20 protein-coding genes and 1 riboswitch are annotated in these 19,960 nt (G+C 44.2%); of the genes, 14 read left to right on the top strand and 6 right to left on the bottom strand.

Annotated features, from left to right (window positions below; translation table 11 throughout):
* The first annotated feature begins 19 nt into the window (after positions 1-19).
* Positions 20-1,726: a right-handed parallel beta-helix repeat-containing protein gene (locus MHB43_RS18705; RefSeq protein WP_405117697.1), complete on the top strand. Its 1,707-nt coding sequence runs from the start codon at positions 20-22 to the stop codon at positions 1,724-1,726.
* A 78-nt stretch (positions 1,727-1,804) separates the two neighbouring features.
* Here MHB43_RS18705 and MHB43_RS18700 read toward each other — a convergent pair whose 3' ends face one another.
* Positions 1,805-3,556, bottom strand: a complete 1,752-nt coding sequence (locus MHB43_RS18700; RefSeq protein WP_405117696.1) for an alpha-glycosidase — start codon at positions 3,554-3,556, stop codon at positions 1,805-1,807.
* Between the two features lie 237 nt (positions 3,557-3,793).
* Positions 3,794-4,969 carry a M20 family metallopeptidase gene (locus MHB43_RS18695; RefSeq protein WP_405117695.1) on the bottom strand — a complete coding sequence of 392 codons (1,176 nt, stop codon included), beginning with the start codon at positions 4,967-4,969 and terminating at the stop codon, positions 3,794-3,796.
* 209 nt (positions 4,970-5,178) lie between these two features.
* On the opposite strand from MHB43_RS18695, the gene MHB43_RS18690 reads away from it, so the two are divergent.
* The 3 genes from MHB43_RS18690 to MHB43_RS18680 all read left to right on the top strand — a co-directional run bounded on the left by MHB43_RS18690 (position 5,179) and on the right by MHB43_RS18680 (position 8,416).
* The gene (locus MHB43_RS18690; RefSeq protein WP_397376263.1) at positions 5,179-6,615 is read left to right on the top strand and encodes an ABC transporter substrate-binding protein/permease; all 1,437 of its coding nucleotides are present in this window, start codon (positions 5,179-5,181) and stop codon (positions 6,613-6,615) included.
* Positions 6,602-7,324, top strand: coding sequence for an amino acid ABC transporter ATP-binding protein (locus tag MHB43_RS18685; protein WP_017688094.1), 723 nt, complete (start codon positions 6,602-6,604; stop codon positions 7,322-7,324). The genes MHB43_RS18690 and MHB43_RS18685 overlap by 14 nt, the downstream gene beginning before the upstream one ends.
* Before the next feature lie 220 nt (positions 7,325-7,544).
* Positions 7,545-7,742, top strand: a riboswitch (cyclic di-AMP (ydaO/yuaA leader).
* A gap of 2 nt (positions 7,743-7,744) precedes the next feature.
* Positions 7,745-8,416 (top strand): 3D domain-containing protein, encoded by a 672-nt coding sequence (locus MHB43_RS18680; protein WP_221821611.1) that lies wholly within the window; start codon positions 7,745-7,747, stop codon positions 8,414-8,416.
* A gap of 104 nt (positions 8,417-8,520) precedes the next feature.
* Here the strand turns inward: MHB43_RS18680 and MHB43_RS18675 are convergent, their stop codons facing one another.
* Positions 8,521-9,312: a polysaccharide deacetylase family protein gene (locus MHB43_RS18675; RefSeq protein WP_339177081.1), complete on the bottom strand. Its 792-nt coding sequence runs from the start codon at positions 9,310-9,312 to the stop codon at positions 8,521-8,523.
* A 153-nt stretch (positions 9,313-9,465) separates the two neighbouring features.
* Between MHB43_RS18675 and MHB43_RS18670 the strand changes: the two genes are divergently transcribed.
* The 5 genes from MHB43_RS18670 to MHB43_RS18650 all read left to right on the top strand — a co-directional run bounded on the left by MHB43_RS18670 (position 9,466) and on the right by MHB43_RS18650 (position 12,367).
* A complete protein-coding gene (locus tag MHB43_RS18670) occupies positions 9,466-9,807 on the top strand; it encodes a hypothetical protein (protein WP_221821609.1) in 342 nt (113 codons plus the stop codon).
* A gap of 111 nt (positions 9,808-9,918) precedes the next feature.
* Positions 9,919-10,590 (top strand): PspA/IM30 family protein, encoded by a 672-nt coding sequence (locus tag MHB43_RS18665; RefSeq protein ID WP_076210133.1) that lies wholly within the window; start codon positions 9,919-9,921, stop codon positions 10,588-10,590.
* Between the two features lie 95 nt (positions 10,591-10,685).
* Positions 10,686-11,087: a DUF350 domain-containing protein gene (locus MHB43_RS18660; RefSeq protein WP_036613690.1), complete on the top strand. Its 402-nt coding sequence runs from the start codon at positions 10,686-10,688 to the stop codon at positions 11,085-11,087.
* 23 nt (positions 11,088-11,110) lie between these two features.
* On the top strand, positions 11,111-11,617 hold the full coding sequence (locus tag MHB43_RS18655; protein ID WP_076210134.1) for a DUF4178 domain-containing protein: 507 nt from the start codon (positions 11,111-11,113) through the stop codon (positions 11,615-11,617).
* 12 nt (positions 11,618-11,629) lie between these two features.
* Positions 11,630-12,367, top strand: a complete 738-nt coding sequence (locus tag MHB43_RS18650; RefSeq protein ID WP_221821608.1) for a DUF4247 domain-containing protein — start codon at positions 11,630-11,632, stop codon at positions 12,365-12,367.
* 111 nt (positions 12,368-12,478) lie between these two features.
* Here the strand turns inward: MHB43_RS18650 and MHB43_RS18645 are convergent, their stop codons facing one another.
* Positions 12,479-12,769, bottom strand: coding sequence for an HNH endonuclease (locus MHB43_RS18645; protein WP_339177079.1), 291 nt, complete (start codon positions 12,767-12,769; stop codon positions 12,479-12,481).
* Between the two features lie 199 nt (positions 12,770-12,968).
* Here MHB43_RS18645 and glp point away from each other — a divergent pair, with 199 nt between their 5' ends.
* Together glp and mobB are read left to right on the top strand one after the other, a co-directional pair.
* Complete coding sequence (gene glp / locus MHB43_RS18640) at positions 12,969-14,258, top strand: gephyrin-like molybdotransferase Glp (protein WP_405132447.1); 1,290 nt, start codon at positions 12,969-12,971, stop codon at positions 14,256-14,258.
* A gap of 6 nt (positions 14,259-14,264) precedes the next feature.
* Positions 14,265-14,825 (top strand): molybdopterin-guanine dinucleotide biosynthesis protein B, encoded by a 561-nt coding sequence (gene mobB, locus MHB43_RS18635; RefSeq protein WP_221821606.1) that lies wholly within the window; start codon positions 14,265-14,267, stop codon positions 14,823-14,825.
* Between the two features lie 219 nt (positions 14,826-15,044).
* Here the strand turns inward: mobB and xerS are convergent, their stop codons facing one another.
* On the bottom strand, positions 15,045-16,151 hold the full coding sequence (gene xerS, locus MHB43_RS18630) for a tyrosine recombinase XerS (RefSeq protein ID WP_339177077.1): 1,107 nt from the start codon (positions 16,149-16,151) through the stop codon (positions 15,045-15,047).
* A gap of 179 nt (positions 16,152-16,330) precedes the next feature.
* On the opposite strand from xerS, the gene MHB43_RS18625 reads away from it, so the two are divergent.
* From MHB43_RS18625 to MHB43_RS18615, 3 genes are all read left to right on the top strand, one after another.
* Positions 16,331-16,819 carry a GNAT family N-acetyltransferase gene (locus tag MHB43_RS18625; protein WP_076210139.1) on the top strand — a complete coding sequence of 163 codons (489 nt, stop codon included), beginning with the start codon at positions 16,331-16,333 and terminating at the stop codon, positions 16,817-16,819.
* Between the two features lie 115 nt (positions 16,820-16,934).
* Positions 16,935-17,708, top strand: a complete 774-nt coding sequence (locus MHB43_RS18620; RefSeq protein ID WP_405117694.1) for an SDR family NAD(P)-dependent oxidoreductase — start codon at positions 16,935-16,937, stop codon at positions 17,706-17,708.
* A 126-nt stretch (positions 17,709-17,834) separates the two neighbouring features.
* Complete coding sequence (locus tag MHB43_RS18615) at positions 17,835-18,728, top strand: aldo/keto reductase (RefSeq protein ID WP_339177074.1); 894 nt, start codon at positions 17,835-17,837, stop codon at positions 18,726-18,728.
* 469 nt (positions 18,729-19,197) lie between these two features.
* Here the strand turns inward: MHB43_RS18615 and MHB43_RS18610 are convergent, their stop codons facing one another.
* Complete coding sequence (locus tag MHB43_RS18610; protein ID WP_221821602.1) at positions 19,198-19,842, bottom strand: LysE family translocator; 645 nt, start codon at positions 19,840-19,842, stop codon at positions 19,198-19,200.
* Positions 19,843-19,960 lie beyond the last annotated feature (118 nt).

Here is a 19,960-nt window from a genome sequence, read left to right as displayed (position 1 = left end):
ATGAAAGAGAGTTGGTAAAGTGAACAATCACATTAATTTCACCTCCGCTTACAATCCACATATGGAGGCATTGAGTAGTGCCCAAAAATTTGATCCTGTAAAATTGAATGAAATGTTTAGTCAAGTGATGGGAAATATCGCATCTGTGCAAGCCTTAACGACCGGAAATACGATTAATGTAAGGGATTTTGCTCCTGGAGATGGGAGTAATCAGTCAGTTCAGATCAAAGCTTTTTTTGACTCAGCCAATGAAGGCGACGTTTTGTTATTTACACCAGGGCACTATAAAGTGGTGAAGTCAGGATGGTTTTATACTTTTACTGGAAGATCGGTAATCATTAGAGCCCTTCCGGGAGCGATATTTGAGGTTTCTGATCAGGGATTGAGATTTGAGGATAGTAACCATATTGAAGTGAGTGGTTTGACATTAATTCGGACTACACAAGCTGGTTGGAGTAAAGGAAGAACAGGAATACATGTAGAGAATTCAAGCAATGTTATTTTGCAAAATAATGATATTAGCAAATTTACTGATGGAATTGGAGTTAATGGTCCAAGTAGTCAAGATCGTCCATCCCGAAACGTGGTTATCAGAAACAATAAACTTCATCATTTAGGTGAAGAGCCCATCGCCGTGAGGAGCAATTTAGCTTTTGTGATCATAAGTGAAAATGACTGTTTTAGATTCCTTGGAGATGGAATCTTGATTAAAGCGACTTGGAATGTATGTATTACAAACAATTATTTGCATACTCCTGTGCTATCAACCGATAGTGATTATCCTACTTTTACAGCAGGATTACAGGGTACGAATGTACCCAAAGTTGGTGGAGGCATAACCTGTAACAATGAAGGTGGCGAAACTGGGTCAAGAAATATGCATATTCATGCCAACAGCGTCATTGGAACTGCTTTTGGAATAGGGCTTATTGGCTTCAGAGGCGCATTTGTTACTTCGAATGTTTTTAATGATATCAGGAACAGTTCTGTTATTTCTGTTTCTTTCTTTCCTTCACAATATAACCCGGGAGGTGTACCCAATCATGTTTTTGTTATTCAAGGCAATCTCATTGACACGATTTCCAAAACAAGTTCCACATCAGCTATTGAAGCAAGAAGTAGTATAGGAACTGATGGTATGGACATCGGGATCATATCAGATAATATTATCATTCCCAATGGAAACCATTGGGGCATTGTCGCAGACGGTAATATCATTATAAAAGGAAATTATATTGCTAACGCAGGAATCGCGATGGATATAGGTAATGGTGTTATTGCTTCGAATAATATTATACAACCTGGTTTTGAAATAGCAAATTCTGACCGGATGGTCAGTGTTAATCATAGTGTTACGTTTACCAATAATTCAATTTCAGGCAAAACTACGACACTTAAAGTTCGTGGCTCCAACAATGTCATTACGGGAAATCGTATGAAATATGATGGGAGCTGGTGGGCAGTTCACCTGGATAACGCAAATCATATTGTTGAAAATAACATAATAAGAGATAACGTGTTAATTGTATCCGCAAATGCTACTGGCCGATATTTATTCGGTTCGAACCCTTTTCCGGATGGGAAAAATGTAGTGATCGACATGGTCAAAGACAATAATGGTATTGTCTATCAAGTGGTCAACGATCTCGTGCTTGTCGGACCTAATTCTACACGCTGGAAAGTTATTGTTGACTCAAATGGCAATGTAAAAGCTACAAAGTTATAGCAAAATCAACAAAACCTCCTGAAGTATCGGAATCCATGAAAGATTAGTTCTGATACTTCAGGAGATTTATGAGTTAATTTAAGCCGGATCAAGCTGCCTGTACAAAATCCGGTACCCGTAGGGATCAAGCTTAACATTCATCATGCCATCAGTTGGATACACAGACTCTTCCGTTAAAGCATCCTTCCAGTCTTTGGTTTCCATGGGATGAGAGAGCGTACGATCTTGAGAAGTATTATTCATCCATACAGTAAAGTGGAGGTTTTCATCTACACGTTCGTACACGATACAGGGATCGTTAGGATCAGCTTTGAGGAAACGGAAGCGTCCTTTGCGCAGGGCTTCATTGCTTTTGCGTAAATCGATCATCAGACGATAGAAATCGTAGAGTTCTCTGTCTTGTTTAGCAGGGTCCCATTCCATGCATTTTCGGCAATCCGGGTCAGCACCACCACTAATTCCAACCTCATCTCCATAGAAGATACAAGGTGTGCCAATATAGGTGAATAGAAATACAACCGATAACTTTAATCGGCGTTTGTCTTCTCCTAACCGGGTGAGCAGGCGAGGGGTATCATGGCTGCAGAGCATATTGAAGATTACTTCATTGGTTTGTTGCGGATAGCGCATAATCAGTGAACCCATCTCGTTGGCAAAATTATACCCATCCATTGAACCACAGAAGAACTGAAGCACTTTGTCGGCAAAAGGATAATTCATGACGGAATCGAATTGATCTCCCATAAGCCAGGTCAAGGAATCGCTCCATACTTCACCAACAATATAAGCTTCAGGATTCGCAGCCTTAACAACCTTGCGGAAATCACGCCAGAAATGGTTGTCCACTTCATTCGCTACATCCAGTCGCCAGCCATCCAGCTTGATCTCCTTGATCCAGTACTCAGCCACATCGAGTAGATAGGCCTTAACCTCTGGGTTGGCTGTATTGAATTTGGGCATGTTGCCATAGAACCCGAACGTATCGTAGGTAGGTATACCGTCCTTAATCTGCAACGGATATTCATTGATGTGGAACCAATCCGCATACTTTGAGTTTTTTCCATGTTGGAGTACGTCTTGAAAAGGAGGGAAGTCTTCGCTGCAATGGTTAAACACCGCGTCAAGCATGACACGTATACCCAGGCGATGGCATTCTTCTGTCACTTGTTTGAGCATGGCGTTATCACCGAAATGGGGGTCTACCTTTTTATAATCAATGGTGTCGTATTTGTGGTAGGAATTAGCCTGAAATAACGGGGTAAAGTAAATGGCGTTCACGCCAAGTTCAGTCAAGTCATACAGATGATCCAGCACACCTTGCAGATCTCCACCAAAATAATTGTCCAACTCAGGTTTGCCACCCCAGTCATGTATTCCTTGTGGGTTCAGTTTGGGATCTCCATTGGCAAATCGTTCAGTCATGATCTGATAAAAGACGGCTTCTTTGGCCCATTCAGGCACCTTAAACACATCGATCTCGTGGATATAAGAGAACTCATAGTATCCTCCGGTGGGATAGGGGGTCTCATAATGAATTCCATTATCCGCAAGAAACACATCCTCTGAACCGGCGGTTATCCGAAATATATAGGTGAGACGTTTGAATTGTGGCTTGACGGCAGCCTCCCAATAATCAAACATGCGATCGGAAGCAGCTTTCTCCAGTTGAATTTCCTTGTAGGTTCCGTTCCAATTGTACTTATCTCCGGTCAGTGCAGTCACGTATTGCACATCATTGCGCTTGGTTCGTACGCGCAGATGTATGGTAGACGAATTATAGGCGTAAGCCCACTTGTCACGAGGGACATGATACATGGCTTCGAGCAGCATGACAGCACCTCCTGAATATAGGATAAGTTATAGCAATATATAACCAAGTTAGCCAGCGAATGAACCATATTTACTGTAATAAAATGTATTATTTTCAGTGTTTTCAAGGCTTTTTTTCATAGCATATCCAGCTTCTTACTGGATATACTTACAGATTATTACGAAAAGGGGTACCCGGAACAAGCTTGAAATTCAAGCCCTCTCAGGGTACCCCTATGCAACGTGCTGAAACAAATGTTAACGAATAGCTTGCTCGAACTCAGTAAGGATGGATTGAAGCAGTTCCGGCTGGCTCAGGACGTCATAGGCTGTTGTAGCGAGTGCCTTGGCTCCCAGAATCATCCCGTCCAGGGCACGCTCTTGGAGTGCAAGATCACGGAAGGCTATGGAGTGCAGTGTGTGCACCTCGTCTACAACACGAATGTAAGGATGGATGGCAGGACATTTCAGGGAAACGTTACCGATGTCCATGGAGCCATGATCGTTACCACTCACTATCTCTTCTTGTGGGATACCAAGTTCCATCAGATTTTGACTAAACGCAGCTGAGAATGCTTCATTAGTGACCATCTCGTCATAGGACGTTTCATAGTTGGATGTCACGAGCTTACAACCTGTCTGGAGAGCAGAACCTTCAGCGATCTGAATCACACGTTCTGTGAGAATATTCAATTCTTTGCGAGTTGCTGCCCGTACATAAAATTGCGCAGAAGCATAGTCAGGAATGATATTTGCTGCCTGACCTCCGTTGTTGATCACACCATGAATGCGCACGGTGCTTTTCACTTGTTGCCGGAATGCATTGATTCCGTTGAACGTTTGAATGACAGCATCAAGTGCATTAATACCTTCGTGCGGACTTGCAGCGGCATGTGAAGATCGGCCATGGAATTCAAATTGCACAGCATCAATAGCCAGCGAGCTGCCTGACTTTTCGAAGGCATAATATGGATGCGCCATAAGAGCGACATCACAGTCATCGAACAGACCTGCTTCCGCCATCGGAACTTTGGCACCACGTGTCTCCTCAGCGGGTGTACCAAACACTTTAATTGTTCCGCCGACTTCTTCCAGAATGGATTTCAGCCCCACAGCAGCCCCAAGACTCATCATGCAGATCAGATGGTGACCACAAGCATGACCGATCTCCGGCAATGCGTCATATTCACACAATAATGCAATGGTAGGGCCGGGTTTGGCGGCTGAATAGGTTCCGATAAAGGCTGTCTCCAGTCCAAGGATTGGAGCCTCTACAGTGAACCCGTGATAGATCAGTTCTTCTTTTAGACGAGCAGAAGCAAGATACTCTTCATTCCCCAGTTCGGGGTTGGCACCGATATATGATGAAATGGCTTTAAAACGGGAAGCATATTGATCAATAACCGTCAGGATCTGTGATTTGTTAGATGTCATTAGTAAACTCCTTATGCAAAATGAAAATAATTTATTGATTATATCATGTTTGCTTTATTTTTTCAGAAACAAGTCAAGATTTGTATTGTCAAAATGCATTGCATAATCATGCATTGTACTTTATAATGACTCAGTCATCAACATGAGAAGCATACAAAGTATTGTAAGGGGAGAGAAAAAGGTTGAAATTAATAAGTCGTTACACCATGATGCTGTTGACCTTTGTTGTTCTGCTGACAACTGCCGTTCCTGTGGCACTTGCAAGTGGAACTACAGATAATTCAGGCAGTAAAAAGCTGGTGCTCGGTACAAGTGCCGATTTTGCACCATACGAATTCCATAAAGTGATTAATGGTAAAGATGAAATCGTCGGCTTCGATATTGAGATCGCCAAAGAGATTGCCAAAGATCTTGGCGCTGAGCTTGTGATTGAGGATATGGGCTTCGACGGTCTTCTGCCTTCATTGCAGAGCGGGCGTGTTGATCTGGTGATTTCAGGTATGACGCCGACGGATGAACGGAAGAAAAGTATCGATTTTTCCGACACCTATTATAAATCAAAACAAGTGATTATGGTTCGCAATGTGGATAAAGACCAATATCCAACCATGGCAGAACTTGAAAATGCGAAGATTGGCGTTCAGAAAGGCTCCATTCAGGAAACGATCGGACAGAGTATTCCAGGAGCGAAGCTTACTGCGCTGGATAAAATCTCCGATATCGTGCTTCAACTGCAAACAAAACGCATTGACGCGGCAATCGTTGAAGATACCGTTGCTGCAGGTTATCTGGACGATATCATTGGACTTGCTGCTGCTGTTCCGGACGAAGAGCAAGCAGAAGCGGCAATCGGGATTCGTAAAGGTAATACCGAGCTGCTAGCTGCAGTAAATGGAACACTGGAGCGACTGAAAAGTGAAGATAAAATCAATCAGATGGTGACGGACGCCAGCCTCTTGATGGCGGATAAAGCGAACAAATCACAAAATATTTTCCAAGTATTCTGGGAGTACAAAAGTTTCTATGCTACAGGTGTAGGATACACACTTCTGTTGTCTGCACTTGGGGTTATCTTCGGGGTAATTATTGGATTGATCATCTGTTTGTTCCGTTTGCATGACGCTGCAATCTTGCGCTGGATCGGTACTGCTTACGTTGAAGTGATCCGTGGCACACCGATGCTGGTACAATTAATGATTATTTACTATGGTTTTTCCCTGAGCTTTGGCATTAACTTCACTGCCCTTCAGGCAGGTATCATCACGCTTTCCATTAATAGTGGTGCGTATCTAGCGGAGATTTTCCGTGCAGGTATCCAAGGGGTGGATCGTGGCCAGTTGGAAGCAGCTCGCTCCCTCGGAATGGGCAGAGGTGCAGCCATGCGCTACATCATATTGCCACAGGCTTTCAAGGCCGTATTGCCGGCAATTGGTAATGAATTCATAACGATTATCAAGGAATCCTCCATTATCTCTGTTATCGGTATGGTGGACATTATGTATCAGGCAAGTGTAGTCAAGAACATTACGTACCAAGGCTTGAGTCCATTTTTGATTGCAGCAGCCATCTACTTTGTAATGACGTTTATTTTGTCCAAGCTGCTGGGACGACTGGAAAGGAAGTTGAGTGCAAGTGATAGACGTTAGACAATTACACAAATCTTATGGAAATAACGATGTGCTTAAGGGCATTAATGTGACGATTGGCAAAGGCGAGGTTGTCGTGGTTATCGGTCCTTCCGGTTCAGGTAAAAGTACATTCTTGCGTTGTCTGAACCTCTTGGAACAACCTACATCAGGTGAAATCGATTTTGAAGGTGTTTCAATTACGGACCCCAAGCACAACATTAATGCAACTCGGGAAAAAATGGGCATGGTGTTCCAGCATTTCAACCTGTTCCCACACAAAACGGTACAGCAAAACATCACGATTGCTCCGATTAAAGTGAAGAAACAATCCACGCAGGAAGCGGAGAAAATTGCTGCTGATCTGCTTAACACTGTGGGCTTGTACGATAAAAAAGATACATTCCCGAATCAGCTGTCCGGTGGACAGAAGCAGCGGATCGCTATTGCAAGAGCATTGGCTATGCAGCCGCATGTCATGCTGTTTGACGAGCCTACTTCGGCACTGGACCCCGAGATGGTCGGTGAAGTGTTGGATGTCATGAAACGTCTTGCAGAAGGTGGGATGACTATGGTCATTGTAACGCATGAGATGGGTTTTGCACGTGAAGTAGGAGACCGGATCCTGTTCATGGATGGCGGGGTTATTGTAGAAGAGGGAACACCTGATGAGGTGTTTGGAGCACCAAAAAATTCACGTACACGTGATTTTCTTGCCAAAGTACTCTAAATGAAAGTGATCAATAGCGTTACTGACTTCGAGTCGGTGACGCTATTTTTTTATGGTTAATAATCACGTATGGATTCGGAAAAGTAACTATTCTGTTACCAAATGTAAAGTAATCGGGTCGTCCAATATTTCTAAAGTATCCAGTACTCTTACATATGCTTACATGCTAAAAAACCATTTGGTAAGAATTACTACAAGTTCAGGTTACAAAATTGTGATATATTGAACTCTGCCGAAACTTCCGGACAGGGAGTGCGGGGGATGTAACGATGCAGATTTGTGCAGGGGGAAGATCTACAGCACACTGCTTGGGGTGAATTAGGGGTACATAACGTTTCAAATGTAATGAAGAACCTATAGGGTGGGCTCCTCATCCGAATCCGACAACTAACTTCGCAGGCACAATGAGGGAGGAAGACCATGATTAACAAGAAACGTATAGCCAAAACAGCAGTAGCATTAATGACAACAGCAATGCTCATTCAAGCCGTTCCGGCTCACGCCGATTCAGTTCATGTGGCCAAAGAAGGGGATACCTTCTACACCTTATCAAAACAATATGGAGTAGCAATGAACACGTTGGTTAAAGCAAACAACGACATTTCACCTTACAATATTTATGGTGGTTTGAAAATTACAATTCCCGGTAAGGCAAACAATCTAGCTGCCGCGGCGACGGGGAGCAAGACCCAAGCCAAAACGGTTACTACAGCAAGCTTGGACGTTAACGCAGATAACAAAGTGGTTCAAGCCTGGGGTAAAACATTCGATTACAGCAAAGCTGTGAACGTGAAAGCAACGGCATACTCTGCAGATCCGTCTGAAAATGGAGGCTGGGGTGCAGTCGATTATTTCGGAAATGACCTTGAACTGGGTACGATTGCAGTTGATCCAAGTGTAATTCCACTCGGAACCAAAGTACTGGTAACGGGTCACAGCCATCCAGGATTGCCAAAACAGGCTTTTGTAGCCACAGCGCGTGATGTAGGCGGTGCAATCAAGGGTCACCGGATTGATATCTTTATCCCGGGTAGCAAACAGTCCGTAAGCACATTTGGATTTCAGGATATCGAGCTGTACATTCTGAAGTAGAAAATTAATTACATCTAACGAATTCAAACAGGGTGTCTGCCAGTCGCAAACTTGCGATTGAACAGCACCCTTTTAATATTCTCATTTATTTCTTCATCGTCATCTTAATCTTTGGCCTTTGACAATCCCAGCATTTCGTCCAAGGTGACAAGTTCATATCCGCGCTTTTGCAATTCCTCAATGATTTCAGGCAAAGCCTCAATCGTGCCGTTCAGGTTTGATCCTACACCGCCTCCAGCATGTTGCAGAACGATGGAGCCTGGTTTTACGGCAGACAGGATGTTATCTTTCACCTGTTCCTTTGAAAGGCCTTTCCAGTCCAGAGAGTCTACGTTCCAGTTCACAATGCTATAGTGTTGTTTGGCAGCCCATCTCAGCTGTTCTTCATTAATGTCTCCATAAGGCGGCCGAATCATCTTCGGCGTATATCCCGCCAAACGTCGAATAATATCCCCGGTATGTAAAATTTGTTTGCGAAAGGCATTCATCGACAGCTTACTGAATTCAGGATGATTGTAGCTGTGATTACCAACCATATGCCCTTCCTTAATGATGCGTTTCACCAGATCCGGATGTTTCTCTGCACGACTACCCACGATGAAGAATGTAGCTCTGACATTGTATTTCTTCAATACATCCAGCACTTGTGGAGTAAATCGTGGATCAGGTACATCATCAAAAGTCAGTGCAACCTTCTTTGTTGAAGGACCATTGGTTTTGAACGTATCGGCATATTTTTGACGTAACTGTCCCAATGTCAGTTGTTCTTCTTCCGCAGAATCCGAACCTGATACGGATTCACTTGGCGGGCTTGAAACATCCCGCGATGAAACTGGAGCATGATATCCTCCGAGAAAAATAACGATAACCATCAGCATAATGAGGCGTACGCGCATAATAACGGCCTCCTTTTCCAAAATGACGTTCTCTTTGGTATGCCCGGGCTATCCATAAGTTATGCGTAGTGTGAGAATTTTCATTGCCGATGTAGCTCATGAAAGCCATAATTCCTCCATATATAACATATAGAAAAGGATAGGTGGATGGGTATGAGTACATATGATTTGAAATCCATACGTTTACAGGTGATTGAAGCAGGAGAAGATAAGGTTTTTCTCGTTACGGGAGGAAAGGCGCATATTGGCGCCGCAGCCACATTCTATGTAGATCATGAGCGCGTAAGCGGGACGACGGTACATATTCCCGGTCATAAGGAACAAGAACTGTGTGAGCGGCTTGCCCGGAAGGCTGCCCAGCAGCTGAAAGTAACCGTTACGGTGATCATGGGTATTCATTTTGATTCCATCACGCGGATGCAGATCGACGAAATCGTGCAGACTGCAGAGAGGTTGATGGAAGATCATCTGATCAAAGATAAACGATCTTCCTGACGTAAGAGTCATCGAATGTTTTGATTTTATTTGCTAAAATTGAAACGAGTTGTAGATTGTTACGTATGTATGTTTATATACGATGTAATATCGACTAGGAGGAATAACATAATGTCCATTTTCAAACGTTTGCGTGATCTAACCATGTCTAACATCAACGCCATTATTGACAAGGCGGAAGATCCAATCAAGATGACGGACCAATATATCCGCGACATGCAAGAGGATCTGGAAGATGCGGAGAAAGCAGTAGCTCAACAAATCGCCATTGAGAAGAAATTTAAGCAGTTATTCGAAGAGCAGGAAGCTCTTGTGAAGAAACGTGAAGAGCAGGCGCATACGGCGGCACGTGCTCAGAATCTGGATTTGGCTCGACGTGCTCTGGAAGAGAAAAAGGCTGCTGAAGAGAAGATGGCTGAGTATAAAACCAGCTATGACCAAAACAAGGCTTCTGCAGATAACCTGCGTGGCAAGCTCGACGAGATGCGTAAGCAACTGACTCAAATGAAGAACAAACGTGAAACACTGGTAGCCCGCTACAATGCAGCAAAAGCCCAAACGGAAATCAACAAAGCGTTGAATGGGTTTGGCTCTGATACTGCAAGTGCTGGTATGAAGCGTATGGAAGAGAAAATGATGCAGATGGAAGCACAGGCAGAAGCAAGTAACGAAATGTCTTCCAAAGGCAAGTCTTTGGATGAAGAGTTCGAGAAGTTGGGTAAAGATCAAGCTGTTGAAGACGAACTCGCAGCATTGATGAAACAGTACGATAATAAGAACTAATACCTTGGTTGTCAGCAGGGTTAACCAGCGGAGGAGAAGAGCATTTCTCCTTCGCTTTTAAATGCGGTTCATGTTGATATGTGGGGGCTGTGTAAATGGATTTGAATATTTTGGCGATGTTGGTCTGGACCGGATCTGGTTCGGTTTTGCTGTTTGTCTTGATGTATGTAGATTCACTGTTCACGAAATATAAGGATTTTGCTGAAGTTAAGGCTGGCAATATGGCAGTAACCACACGTATGGTGATGAAATTATTTGCACAAGGGTATGTACTCGCTACGTCCATTTCTACAGCTGGTCATCTTGGAGAGGCATTGCTGGTCTCCGTTGTATCCTTTATCATTTTGTTGATTCTGGAGAGCGTTGTACACTTTATGATTCGCAAATGGGCCAATCTGGATCTGGATACGGGAATTCAGCAAGGGAAGACAGGATACGGGTTGTTCTCTGGCGCTTTACATATCGTGGGCGCACTGATTATTGCAGCTTGTTTATAAGATAAGGAACAGGAGTAATTCTCATGAGTGTATGGAAACGAATTAAAGGAATACTAACAAAACCTGAACCACCGCAGGCAGAGAAAACGATGCTTCAGCTTGCACCTGGTGATATCTGTGAGGTTTCTCTGGTCACTTATGAAGTCGTTGGTCGGGTACAAAATCGCGCTCGAAATGCAGTTGTGCTCACGCTGCAGGATGGTACCGCATTTCGATATTTGCATATCGAAGAACGGGAACTCACACGTTACGCTCTATATACACCAATTGATGGCAGGCTTGATGCACCTGATGAGGTGCCCACGTTGCTGGACCTGGATGGACGCGCATTTCATCTGGAGGAAGAGTATGGAGGCATGGTATCAACGGCAGGTAGAACTCCATATGGCCAGGCTGGAGAACAATTGGTATGGCAGTATCAGTCGGATGATAATATGCTTCTTCGGGTGGAGTGGCAAGACAGAAGATTTACACTGTATGAGGGTGAGTCCATTCTTCCTGCGGATATCAAAGTGATTCGTTCGAGCTAGGAGAGGTTCCCAATGAAAAAACGCTTGGCACATGGATTAAAATTAATGCTGGTCCTCAGCCTTGTGATGTCTCTGTTGTCCGCGTGCGGAGCACCTTCTGTTCAGGACACATACCCGCTTGAATCGGTTAACGGCAGTGGTAACTCAACGTCCTATGTGTACCGGGCTTCTGACCGTACCGTTCCGGAAGTGGCCCAGGAATTGTCTGACCAAAGGCAACCGGATCAGATCTCGGCAGAGAACACAGAGCGTATGTTCCTCGTGTATCAGGACGAGTATTATCACCTGCAACAAGACCCGAACAAGCCGGAGGATACCTTGGTTGAGGTGGACTCCAAGGAATATGTTCGGCAGAACTACGATTCATCTTTTTTACAAGGTTATCTGACCGCTACGTTAATCGGTAATCTGTTCGATTCTTTTGGCGGGCGAGGTTATGGCAACTATCGAGGATATACCAATAAAGATACGTATAAACCGAGTGCAGGATCTTATCGTGCACCAACAAGTAATGACAAGAAGCTTGCCCCACCTATTACTGTTGATCGGAAAGGTACGATTACAAGGCGTGGAAGCGATAAAGATTCAAGCGTGGGATCTGGCGGAGGATTATTCAACCGCAACAGGGATCAGAGCAAGGGGACCATTGATCGTAACAAGAGCAGTGGTGGGTTGTTTGATTCACCTAAGAAATCCTACAAAAAACCAAAAACCAGAGTGGGCGGCGGCCGAATTAAGAGGCGAAGATAATAAACATCTAATCATAAGGATGGCTGCCAATCGCATAGTTCATTTAAGAACAGTGAAAAGGGAAGGCGAATCACCTCGCCGGCATATGACCTTGGAGCTGTTCTTTTTGGTTTACGATTGGCGAACATGATTGGATTTGCGTACACGGGGAATCGTTGAAGCAGGCTGTTTACGAATCCAGCGGATAAATGGAATCATTCGTTCATCCTGTCTCAAGGATTGCAGGTTCGTGAGACCAAGGGTTACAATGTCGCGATTGGTGTATAGCGAATGAATCTGTTTGTGACAGGGGATGCACAGGTTGGCTGTTGGCAGTAATGTTCCGCCCATTTCTTTGGGTGTCAGATGATGAACGGTTGTGTTCACAGGTTCTCTTCCGCATAATTCACATTGATTACTCATGATTATCGCCTCCCTTTGTCACTTATATTATGAGCAGACAAGATGCCTTTCATGTTGAATATTGGTCAAGGATGTTACACCTGTAAGAAATAAGATTTTGTCACAGGATTCAATAAGTGATGTACTTGTTATCTTACAGCATTCGGGCTACACTTTCTAAAAGATGATATGTCTCTAGGAGGTAAGAATACTTTTGAAAATGAACTCACATTCACATGATATGACAACTGCCAAATTCAATCGTACAGCTGTACAGGTACCGGATGCCCAAGCCAAAATAGCTGCAAGAGTTACTGAAGGCTCCATTGAGAAAGTCCACCTTGAATCTGCTCATGGCCGCACACTTGCAGAGACAATTCAGGCTCCTCATCCGTATCCATTCTTCCGGAGATCGGGCATGGATGGCTTTGCCATTATAAGTACAGATACTACAGATGCATCAAGTGAGCAACAAATCTGGTTTCGTGTAATTGATGAAATTCCTTGCGGCTACACCTCGGATCACACCATTGTTTCAGGTACAACTGCTCGCATCATGACGGGTGCACAGGTCCCGGAAGGTGCGGATGCGGTAGTCATGATGGAGATGACCGAGAGCAAGGTAGAAGACGGAGAACAGTGGATTGCATTGAAACGGCACATATTGTCAGATGCTAACATCACCCCAATCGGACTGGAAGTCCAAGAGGGACAGCAACTGCTCGAAGCAGGAACGATCATCGGGGCAGGGGAGCAGTCCGTGTTAGCTACTTTTGGCATAGCAGAAGTTCCCGTATTTCAACGTCCAAAGGTGGCGATATTCGCAACCGGCACGGAATTGCTTGATGTAGATGAACCATTACAACCAGGTCGGATTCGGAATAGCAACAGTTACATGCTTCGCTCTCTGGTTGTTGAGGCAGGTGGAGAGCCTGTGATGTACGGTTCTATTGCAGACGATGTGAATACGGCAAGGGCCAAACTGGAAGAAGCCATTCAAGATAATGATATCGTGGTGACCACAGGCGGAGTGTCTGTCGGGGATTATGATATTATGGGTGAACTTGTGCTGGAAGAACATGTGGCGATGTTGTTTAACAAAGTGACGATGCGACCAGGCAGTGTGACCACAGCTGCTGTATATAAAGATAAATTGCTTTTTGCACTTTCGGGTAACCCAGGGGCTTGTTTTGTAGGTTTTGGTCTGTTTGTTCGTCCAACCATTCGTTCCATGCAAGCGGATGCTCATCCTTATTTGGAAGAATGGACTGCAATCTTGAAAGAGGAATACACCAAAGTTAATAATTTTACACGGTTCGTGCGAGGACGCACAGAGATTCGCAACGGCATGGTGTACGCGATACCGGCTGCTGCCCGTGTAGATGAATCCAGTGTGATGATTACCATTAAGGACAGTGATTGCTTGATTGTTGTTCCCCCTGAGAAAAAAGGTATTCCTGCGGGTGAGCAGGTACGCATTCTCAAACTGCCCTCAGGTCATGTGAGGTAGTGGTAGATGACTACAATGAGTGATACAAAACCACATATCATACAGATTGTTGGATACAAAAACACGGGCAAGACAACCTTGACAGCCGCGCTGATCGGGCACTTTTCTTCCTTCGGACTTAAGGTAGCGGCGATTAAGCATGATGGACACGACCATTTCGAGATGGATCAAGAAGGAACGGATTCGTATCGATTTGGAGAGGCTGGGGCCTCGGCGGTGGTTGTTATGTCAGAGAAACGTACTGCGATTATGGAGCGACAGTCAACCAAGCTGGAGGATATGTTAAGTCATCTGTCCGATTATGATTGGATTGTTGTTGAAGGTTTCAAGGATGCTTCTTATCCCAAATTCGTGATGGTTCGAGAAGAGAAAGATCTGACCTTGGTTGATCAGCTTGAAGGGGTAGTGGGTATGATCTCATGGCTACCTTCAGAGCTGTTTATAGAGCGGAGCACCGTAAACAGAGATATAACGTGGTACTCAGTTCATGAAACGGAGGATATAGCCAAAGCGTTGTTAGCGATGGTTGAGAGCGAGTATAGGCAGAATGGTGAAGTCAAATCGTAGAAATGTTAAGACACGGGGACATAATGGTCTCTATACATGATTGAATGTACAGTGAGCGTGATTGATCGTCTTTGAATAAACGTAATTTTTATTATGTAAACTAAAATCATTTCTGCTTATGCTCTTCTCTTTGAATGATGCAAAAAACAAAACAAGCAGCAGACCTTTCTCGGATCGAAATCCTTGATACGGCTTGCTGCTTTTATGTTGTTCGGGATGTTACATCCCGTCGTCAGTACGGCGTTCGATGGCTTCGGACATCGTTTTGTCGGTAAGGTGAGCATAGATCTCGGTCGTTTCCGTAGAAGCGTGGCCGAGCTGCTCTTTTGTTTTGTAAATATCATTTTGCAAATAATAGTCCGTTGCGAATGAATGGCGTAATTTGTGCACAGTCAGGTATGGTTTGCCAAAGCGCTTGGCGTATTTCATAATCATGGCCTGGATCGCTCTTTTGGTCATTCGACTTCCTTCTGAATCTCCGTTTCGCATGGCAATGAACAGACCTTTTTCCCGCTTGGGCGTACGGTAACGTGATTGCCGCAGATTCATATAGGTCGCGAGTTCGTCCTTGGCCTGTTCCCTGAAATAAACGGGTGTTTTGTACGTCTCATCATTGTTACCTTTGCGATAAACATACAGGAGTTTGTTGTTCAGATCGAGGTCATCGACGTTCAGGTTCACAACTTCCGACACCCGTAAACCTGAATTGAGAATCAGGCTGGCAATGCAAGCGTCCCGTTCTTTATTGAGCTCATGGGAATAGATTGCCTGCTTGTTCTTCTCCATATCAACAGCGTAACCTTCAAGGATATAACCGATAAATTCCAGCAGTTCCTCTTCCTCCAGGATTTTACCTTTGAGTTTGGCAGCGGTGTCCTTGGGTTTATGGGTACGTTTGATCTCGATTTTGGCCATAATGTTCCGCTTCAGCAACGGATAAAAGTCTTCATCTTCCGCAATCTGGCTCAGATAATGAAAAAGGGAGCGAAGGGAAGAGAGTTTGCGAGAGACGGTAACTCTCGAATTGGTTCCTTCCCGTTTGGTTGTGAGAAATAACCGATAGGCGGTAACCGAATCCATGCGAAGTACTTCCAGTTCAGTCAACGTAACTTCTTTATTAGAGCTTGCCTCGGAGAGCCCTTCTGCTCGCAACCATCCGAAGAAAGCTTCGTAATCTCTCAGATATTCGAGCAGGGTAGAGGGGGACAGGTCAGGCAGTTTATAGTCCATGAATTGCTGAACGAACCAAGGCATGGAAGGTAGTTTGTCATCCAGCTTGCGTCGATCAATCTCTTTTTGCACGTTGGTCAAGTTCGACACCTCCATGTGAAAAACATGATAAAATTAATATTCAATTTAATAGTATTCTATGTTCTAGTGTACCATAATTTACATGCTCACAGCTTGTTCACCAAAGCAGGCAATAAGTAGGGTATGCTTCCTTGCCCTTCGGCACGTAAACCTTTAAAGTAATCAATATAGGTAGAGCAGAGGAGGTGAACCGGATGAATATGAAAATAGAACTGGTTCCCCGGGAACGCAGTCAGGTGATTCGGCATTTAATGCAATTTTATCTATATGATTTTACCAAATATCTGAATATTGACGTAGACAGTAACGGCATTTTTCCGGAGTATCCCGGTCTGGAGGCATTCTGGACAGAGGAGGACCGCAAGTTTCCTTTTTTGATTACAAGTGATGGGGCACCTGCAGGGTTTGCTCTGGTGGAGAAATTGGAGCCTGGAAGCAAGGATAATGACTACTATTTGACTGAGTTTTTTGTGATGCAAAAATATCGGCGCAGTGGAGTGGGCACTCGGGCAGCATATGAATTGTTTAAACGTTTTCCTGGCAGATGGAAAGTAACCCAGGTTCGGAACAATGTCATTGCCCAGGCGTTCTGGCGAAAAATTATAGGGGAATATACGGGAGGACGCTTTCGGGAGAAGTTCCATCCGGAGCTGGGCAATCCAAGCCAGTATTTTGTAACCTGATTCGCGTCAGGGTTTCAATTACATATAAGCATTGATGGAAGGTTATTCTGTCATCGTAGTGTCAGTGTAAATAATCTTTAGTTCAACTTATAAATCTGATGAAGGAGTGAGCAACATGAACGTACCCACATTCCATCTTGATGGACAGACAGCACTGGTGACAGGTGCAGGGAGAGGGATCGGAAAAGCAATTGCGATTGGACTTGCCCAATCAGGCAGTGACGTTGTACTTGTATCCCGAACGATGAAAGAAATTGAGGAGACAGCCGCCTACATCTATGAACAGACAGGGCGTAAAGCGCTCGCTCTGTCTGCGGATGTGACATCAAGAGAACAAATGGAAGAGACGTTTCAAGAGGCGATCTCGGAGATGGGCAGCCTAGATATTCTGGTGAATAACGCAGGTATGAACATACGGACGCCAGCACTTGAAGTAACGGACGAGCAGTGGGAGACCATCATGCAGACAAACTTAAAATCGGCTTTCTTCGCTTCGCAATTGGCTGGTCAGCATATGAAAGAACGTGGGACTGGGAAGATCATTAACATCTCTTCGGTAGGTGGGCATACGGCTTTACGGACAGGGGTTGTATATGGCGCGACCAAAGCTGCGTTAATCCATATGACCAAAGTGCTCGCACTGGAATGGGGCAAGTATGGAATCCGTGTCAATTCAGTAGGGCCATGGTATTTCCGAACACTTTTGACTGAAAAGCTGCTGGATGATCCTCAGTATTTGCAGGAAATTGTAAGCCGCACACCGCTACAGCGAGTGGGAGAACTGGAAGAAGTGGTAGGACCAGTTGTATTCCTGGCATCAGATGCAGCAGGGTACATAACGGGTCAGACGTTATTGGTTGATGGTGGAATGTCCATTTATGGCTTCTAAATAAATGAAGTTGGGGTGCAGCCTAGAAAAGTGGGTGGCATAACCAACTCATGGGTAATAACATAGGGATAGTTAATCATTTCTATTTATCTGTACCCAATTCACTGAACTTGGAGGAAGATAACCATGGAAACGCGCAAGTATGGTAATACTGGCATGAACGTAAGTACACTTGGATTTGGCGGAGCGGAAATAGGCAAAGATGTATCCAAAACGGATGTAGCGACATTGCTGAATAGTGCCCTCGATGCAGGATTAAACGTAATTGACACGGCTGAATGTTACGGGGACAGCGAGGAATTAATCGGTGAGGTGCTGTTACATCGGCGTGATGACTACTATTTGTTCACCAAATGTGGACATGCTGCCGGGATCGAAGGTCCGGATTGGGATGCCAAAGTACTGGAGCAAACGATTGACCGTAGCCTGAAACGGTTGAAAACGGACTATGTGGATGTTATCCATTTGCATAGCTGCTCTGAAGAAGTACTCCGACAAGGAGCAGTAATCGAAGTACTGCAACGTGCCAAGGAAGCAGGGAAAACCAGATTTATCGGATACAGTGGGGATACTACAGATGCGCTATATGCGATTCAAACGGGGGTATTTGACAGTCTGGAGACTTCATTAAATATCGCAGATCAGGAAGCGATTGAACTTACGTTGCCTGAGGCTAGAAAAAGAAACATGGGTGTAATCGCCAAAAGACCTATTGCCAATGCAGCCTGGACGTATGAAACACTTTCGGAAGAGGCGTATCCCTTTATATACTGGAAGCGCTTAAGCGAACTCAACTATGGTTTTCTGGGTGAAGATGCCCAGGCTGCGGTGGAAACTGCACTGCGTTTTACACTAAGTACCGAAGGTGTAGACACAGCTATTGTAGGAACAGCCAAGCCAAATCGCTGGCAGCAAAATGCTGATCTTGTGGCTAAAGGGCCACTTCCGCAGGAACTGTATGATGAGATTAGAGCACGATGGAAAGAAATCGCCGGAGCAGAATGGACTGGCCGGACCTGATTCTTTGCATTTGCCAAATGGATTTTAATTTTGCGAAGCTGCCTATAGGCAGCTTTCTTTTTGTCATAAACCTTATATTTTCAACATATGAAAAATTCACAACAACTAAATAATCTAACTATTTCGTAAAATGTCCCAAACCATCTTAAGCATACTACTTTATTTTTGAGACAACGATAAACGATAACTATGTTGGCTCTAAAAGCTAATTCGCCACTAATATAATATTTCAACATATGAAAAATTCACAATAGAAAAGAACGCACACCGCTGTTACTACCTACCTTTTAGATACGATTCAGCACGCCCCACGACTAAATGAACTGCCATCCTTCACTGTGAAAGTCAAATGATTTCTGATTAAAAAATTAGATATTCCAGAAAAGTACCTGCAGCAGCGTATGGAAAAGGAATCCAAAGAAAAGGTTGCCCCTTTTTCAGAAGGAACAACCTTAATTTCTCGAAATAACTACTGAAATAGAAGCCACAGAGCCAATATAAATTTATATAAAAAGTAGAACGAGAAACCCAGCAAAAGCACTCCAGCCATGGCAGAGACTGCTTGTATCATTTTTTTGCTCATTACTTTTCGTGTCACAGATACAATGGAGAGCAGACCCAGGTCATGAATGAGAATTCCACATAGTACGCCAAATCCTGCAATGATAAAACTCAGCTTACCGGTAGATTGGTATGAATCGGACAATACAACACCAAAAACAGATATCCAAAAAATAAGATTACCAGGGGAAACCGCTACCAATAAGCCATTGCGGTATGTCCTCCAAAACGATTTTTTGATTTTTCCTTTTGTATTATCTGATGTTGCCATATCCAGATCGGAGTTCCGGATCGAATCGTATCCCAGAAAGGCAAGAAATCCCGCTCCCGCAAGCCATAGTGGAATTTGTACATAAGGAAGAGATAAGACGGAAGCAAACCCGAAGTACATGGCCAGGATCAAACCAGCATCAATTGTCATGCCTCCAAGACCGACGGCCCAGCCATGGATAAACCCATTTCTCAATCCCTGCTTGGTCATCTCTACAGTAATTGCTCCCACTGGCATGGCAATAGCGAGACCAATCAGGACGAACTTAATATAGATTTCCATTGTCATTTCCTTTCCGTCTGTAATGAATTCTTATTTCGATAGGGCTTGTCCAGCTGCTTATGTAGTTGTAGCGAGTATGGAGCACAGGGCTCTCCTCCTATAAATGGGTGGTATAGAG

Origin of the sequence: Paenibacillus sp. FSL H8-0317 (genome assembly GCF_045040685.1) — a bacterium.
GTDB lineage: Bacteria > Bacillota > Bacilli > Paenibacillales > Paenibacillaceae > Paenibacillus.
The sequence above is the reverse complement of the archived record's forward strand: the minus strand, read 5'-3'. Positions and strand labels throughout refer to the sequence as shown.

Bases quoted from the DNA above. Each gene is read 5' to 3' on its own strand.
- MHB43_RS18700 (WP_405117696.1), bottom strand. From the start codon at position 3,556: ATGCTGCTCGAAGCCATGTATCATGTCCCTCGTGACAAGTGGGCTTAC.
- MHB43_RS18695 (WP_405117695.1), bottom strand. From the start codon at position 4,969: ATGACATCTAACAAATCACAGATCCTGACGGTTATTGATCAATATGCT.
- MHB43_RS18690 (WP_397376263.1), top strand. From the start codon at position 5,179: ATGCTGTTGACCTTTGTTGTTCTGCTGACAACTGCCGTTCCTGTGGCA.
- MHB43_RS18680 (WP_221821611.1), top strand. From the start codon at position 7,745: ATGATTAACAAGAAACGTATAGCCAAAACAGCAGTAGCATTAATGACA.
- MHB43_RS18675 (WP_339177081.1), bottom strand. From the start codon at position 9,312: ATGCGCGTACGCCTCATTATGCTGATGGTTATCGTTATTTTTCTCGGA.
- MHB43_RS18670 (WP_221821609.1), top strand. From the start codon at position 9,466: ATGAGTACATATGATTTGAAATCCATACGTTTACAGGTGATTGAAGCA.
- MHB43_RS18665 (WP_076210133.1), top strand. From the start codon at position 9,919: ATGTCCATTTTCAAACGTTTGCGTGATCTAACCATGTCTAACATCAAC.
- MHB43_RS18660 (WP_036613690.1), top strand. From the start codon at position 10,686: ATGGATTTGAATATTTTGGCGATGTTGGTCTGGACCGGATCTGGTTCG.
- MHB43_RS18655 (WP_076210134.1), top strand. From the start codon at position 11,111: ATGAGTGTATGGAAACGAATTAAAGGAATACTAACAAAACCTGAACCA.
- MHB43_RS18650 (WP_221821608.1), top strand. From the start codon at position 11,630: ATGAAAAAACGCTTGGCACATGGATTAAAATTAATGCTGGTCCTCAGC.
- MHB43_RS18645 (WP_339177079.1), bottom strand. From the start codon at position 12,769: ATGAGTAATCAATGTGAATTATGCGGAAGAGAACCTGTGAACACAACC.
- glp (WP_405132447.1), top strand. From the start codon at position 12,969: ATGAACTCACATTCACATGATATGACAACTGCCAAATTCAATCGTACA.
- mobB (WP_221821606.1), top strand. From the start codon at position 14,265: ATGACTACAATGAGTGATACAAAACCACATATCATACAGATTGTTGGA.
- xerS (WP_339177077.1), bottom strand. From the start codon at position 16,151: ATGGAGGTGTCGAACTTGACCAACGTGCAAAAAGAGATTGATCGACGC.
- MHB43_RS18625 (WP_076210139.1), top strand. From the start codon at position 16,331: ATGAATATGAAAATAGAACTGGTTCCCCGGGAACGCAGTCAGGTGATT.
- MHB43_RS18620 (WP_405117694.1), top strand. From the start codon at position 16,935: ATGAACGTACCCACATTCCATCTTGATGGACAGACAGCACTGGTGACA.
- MHB43_RS18615 (WP_339177074.1), top strand. From the start codon at position 17,835: ATGGAAACGCGCAAGTATGGTAATACTGGCATGAACGTAAGTACACTT.
- MHB43_RS18610 (WP_221821602.1), bottom strand. From the start codon at position 19,842: ATGGAAATCTATATTAAGTTCGTCCTGATTGGTCTCGCTATTGCCATG.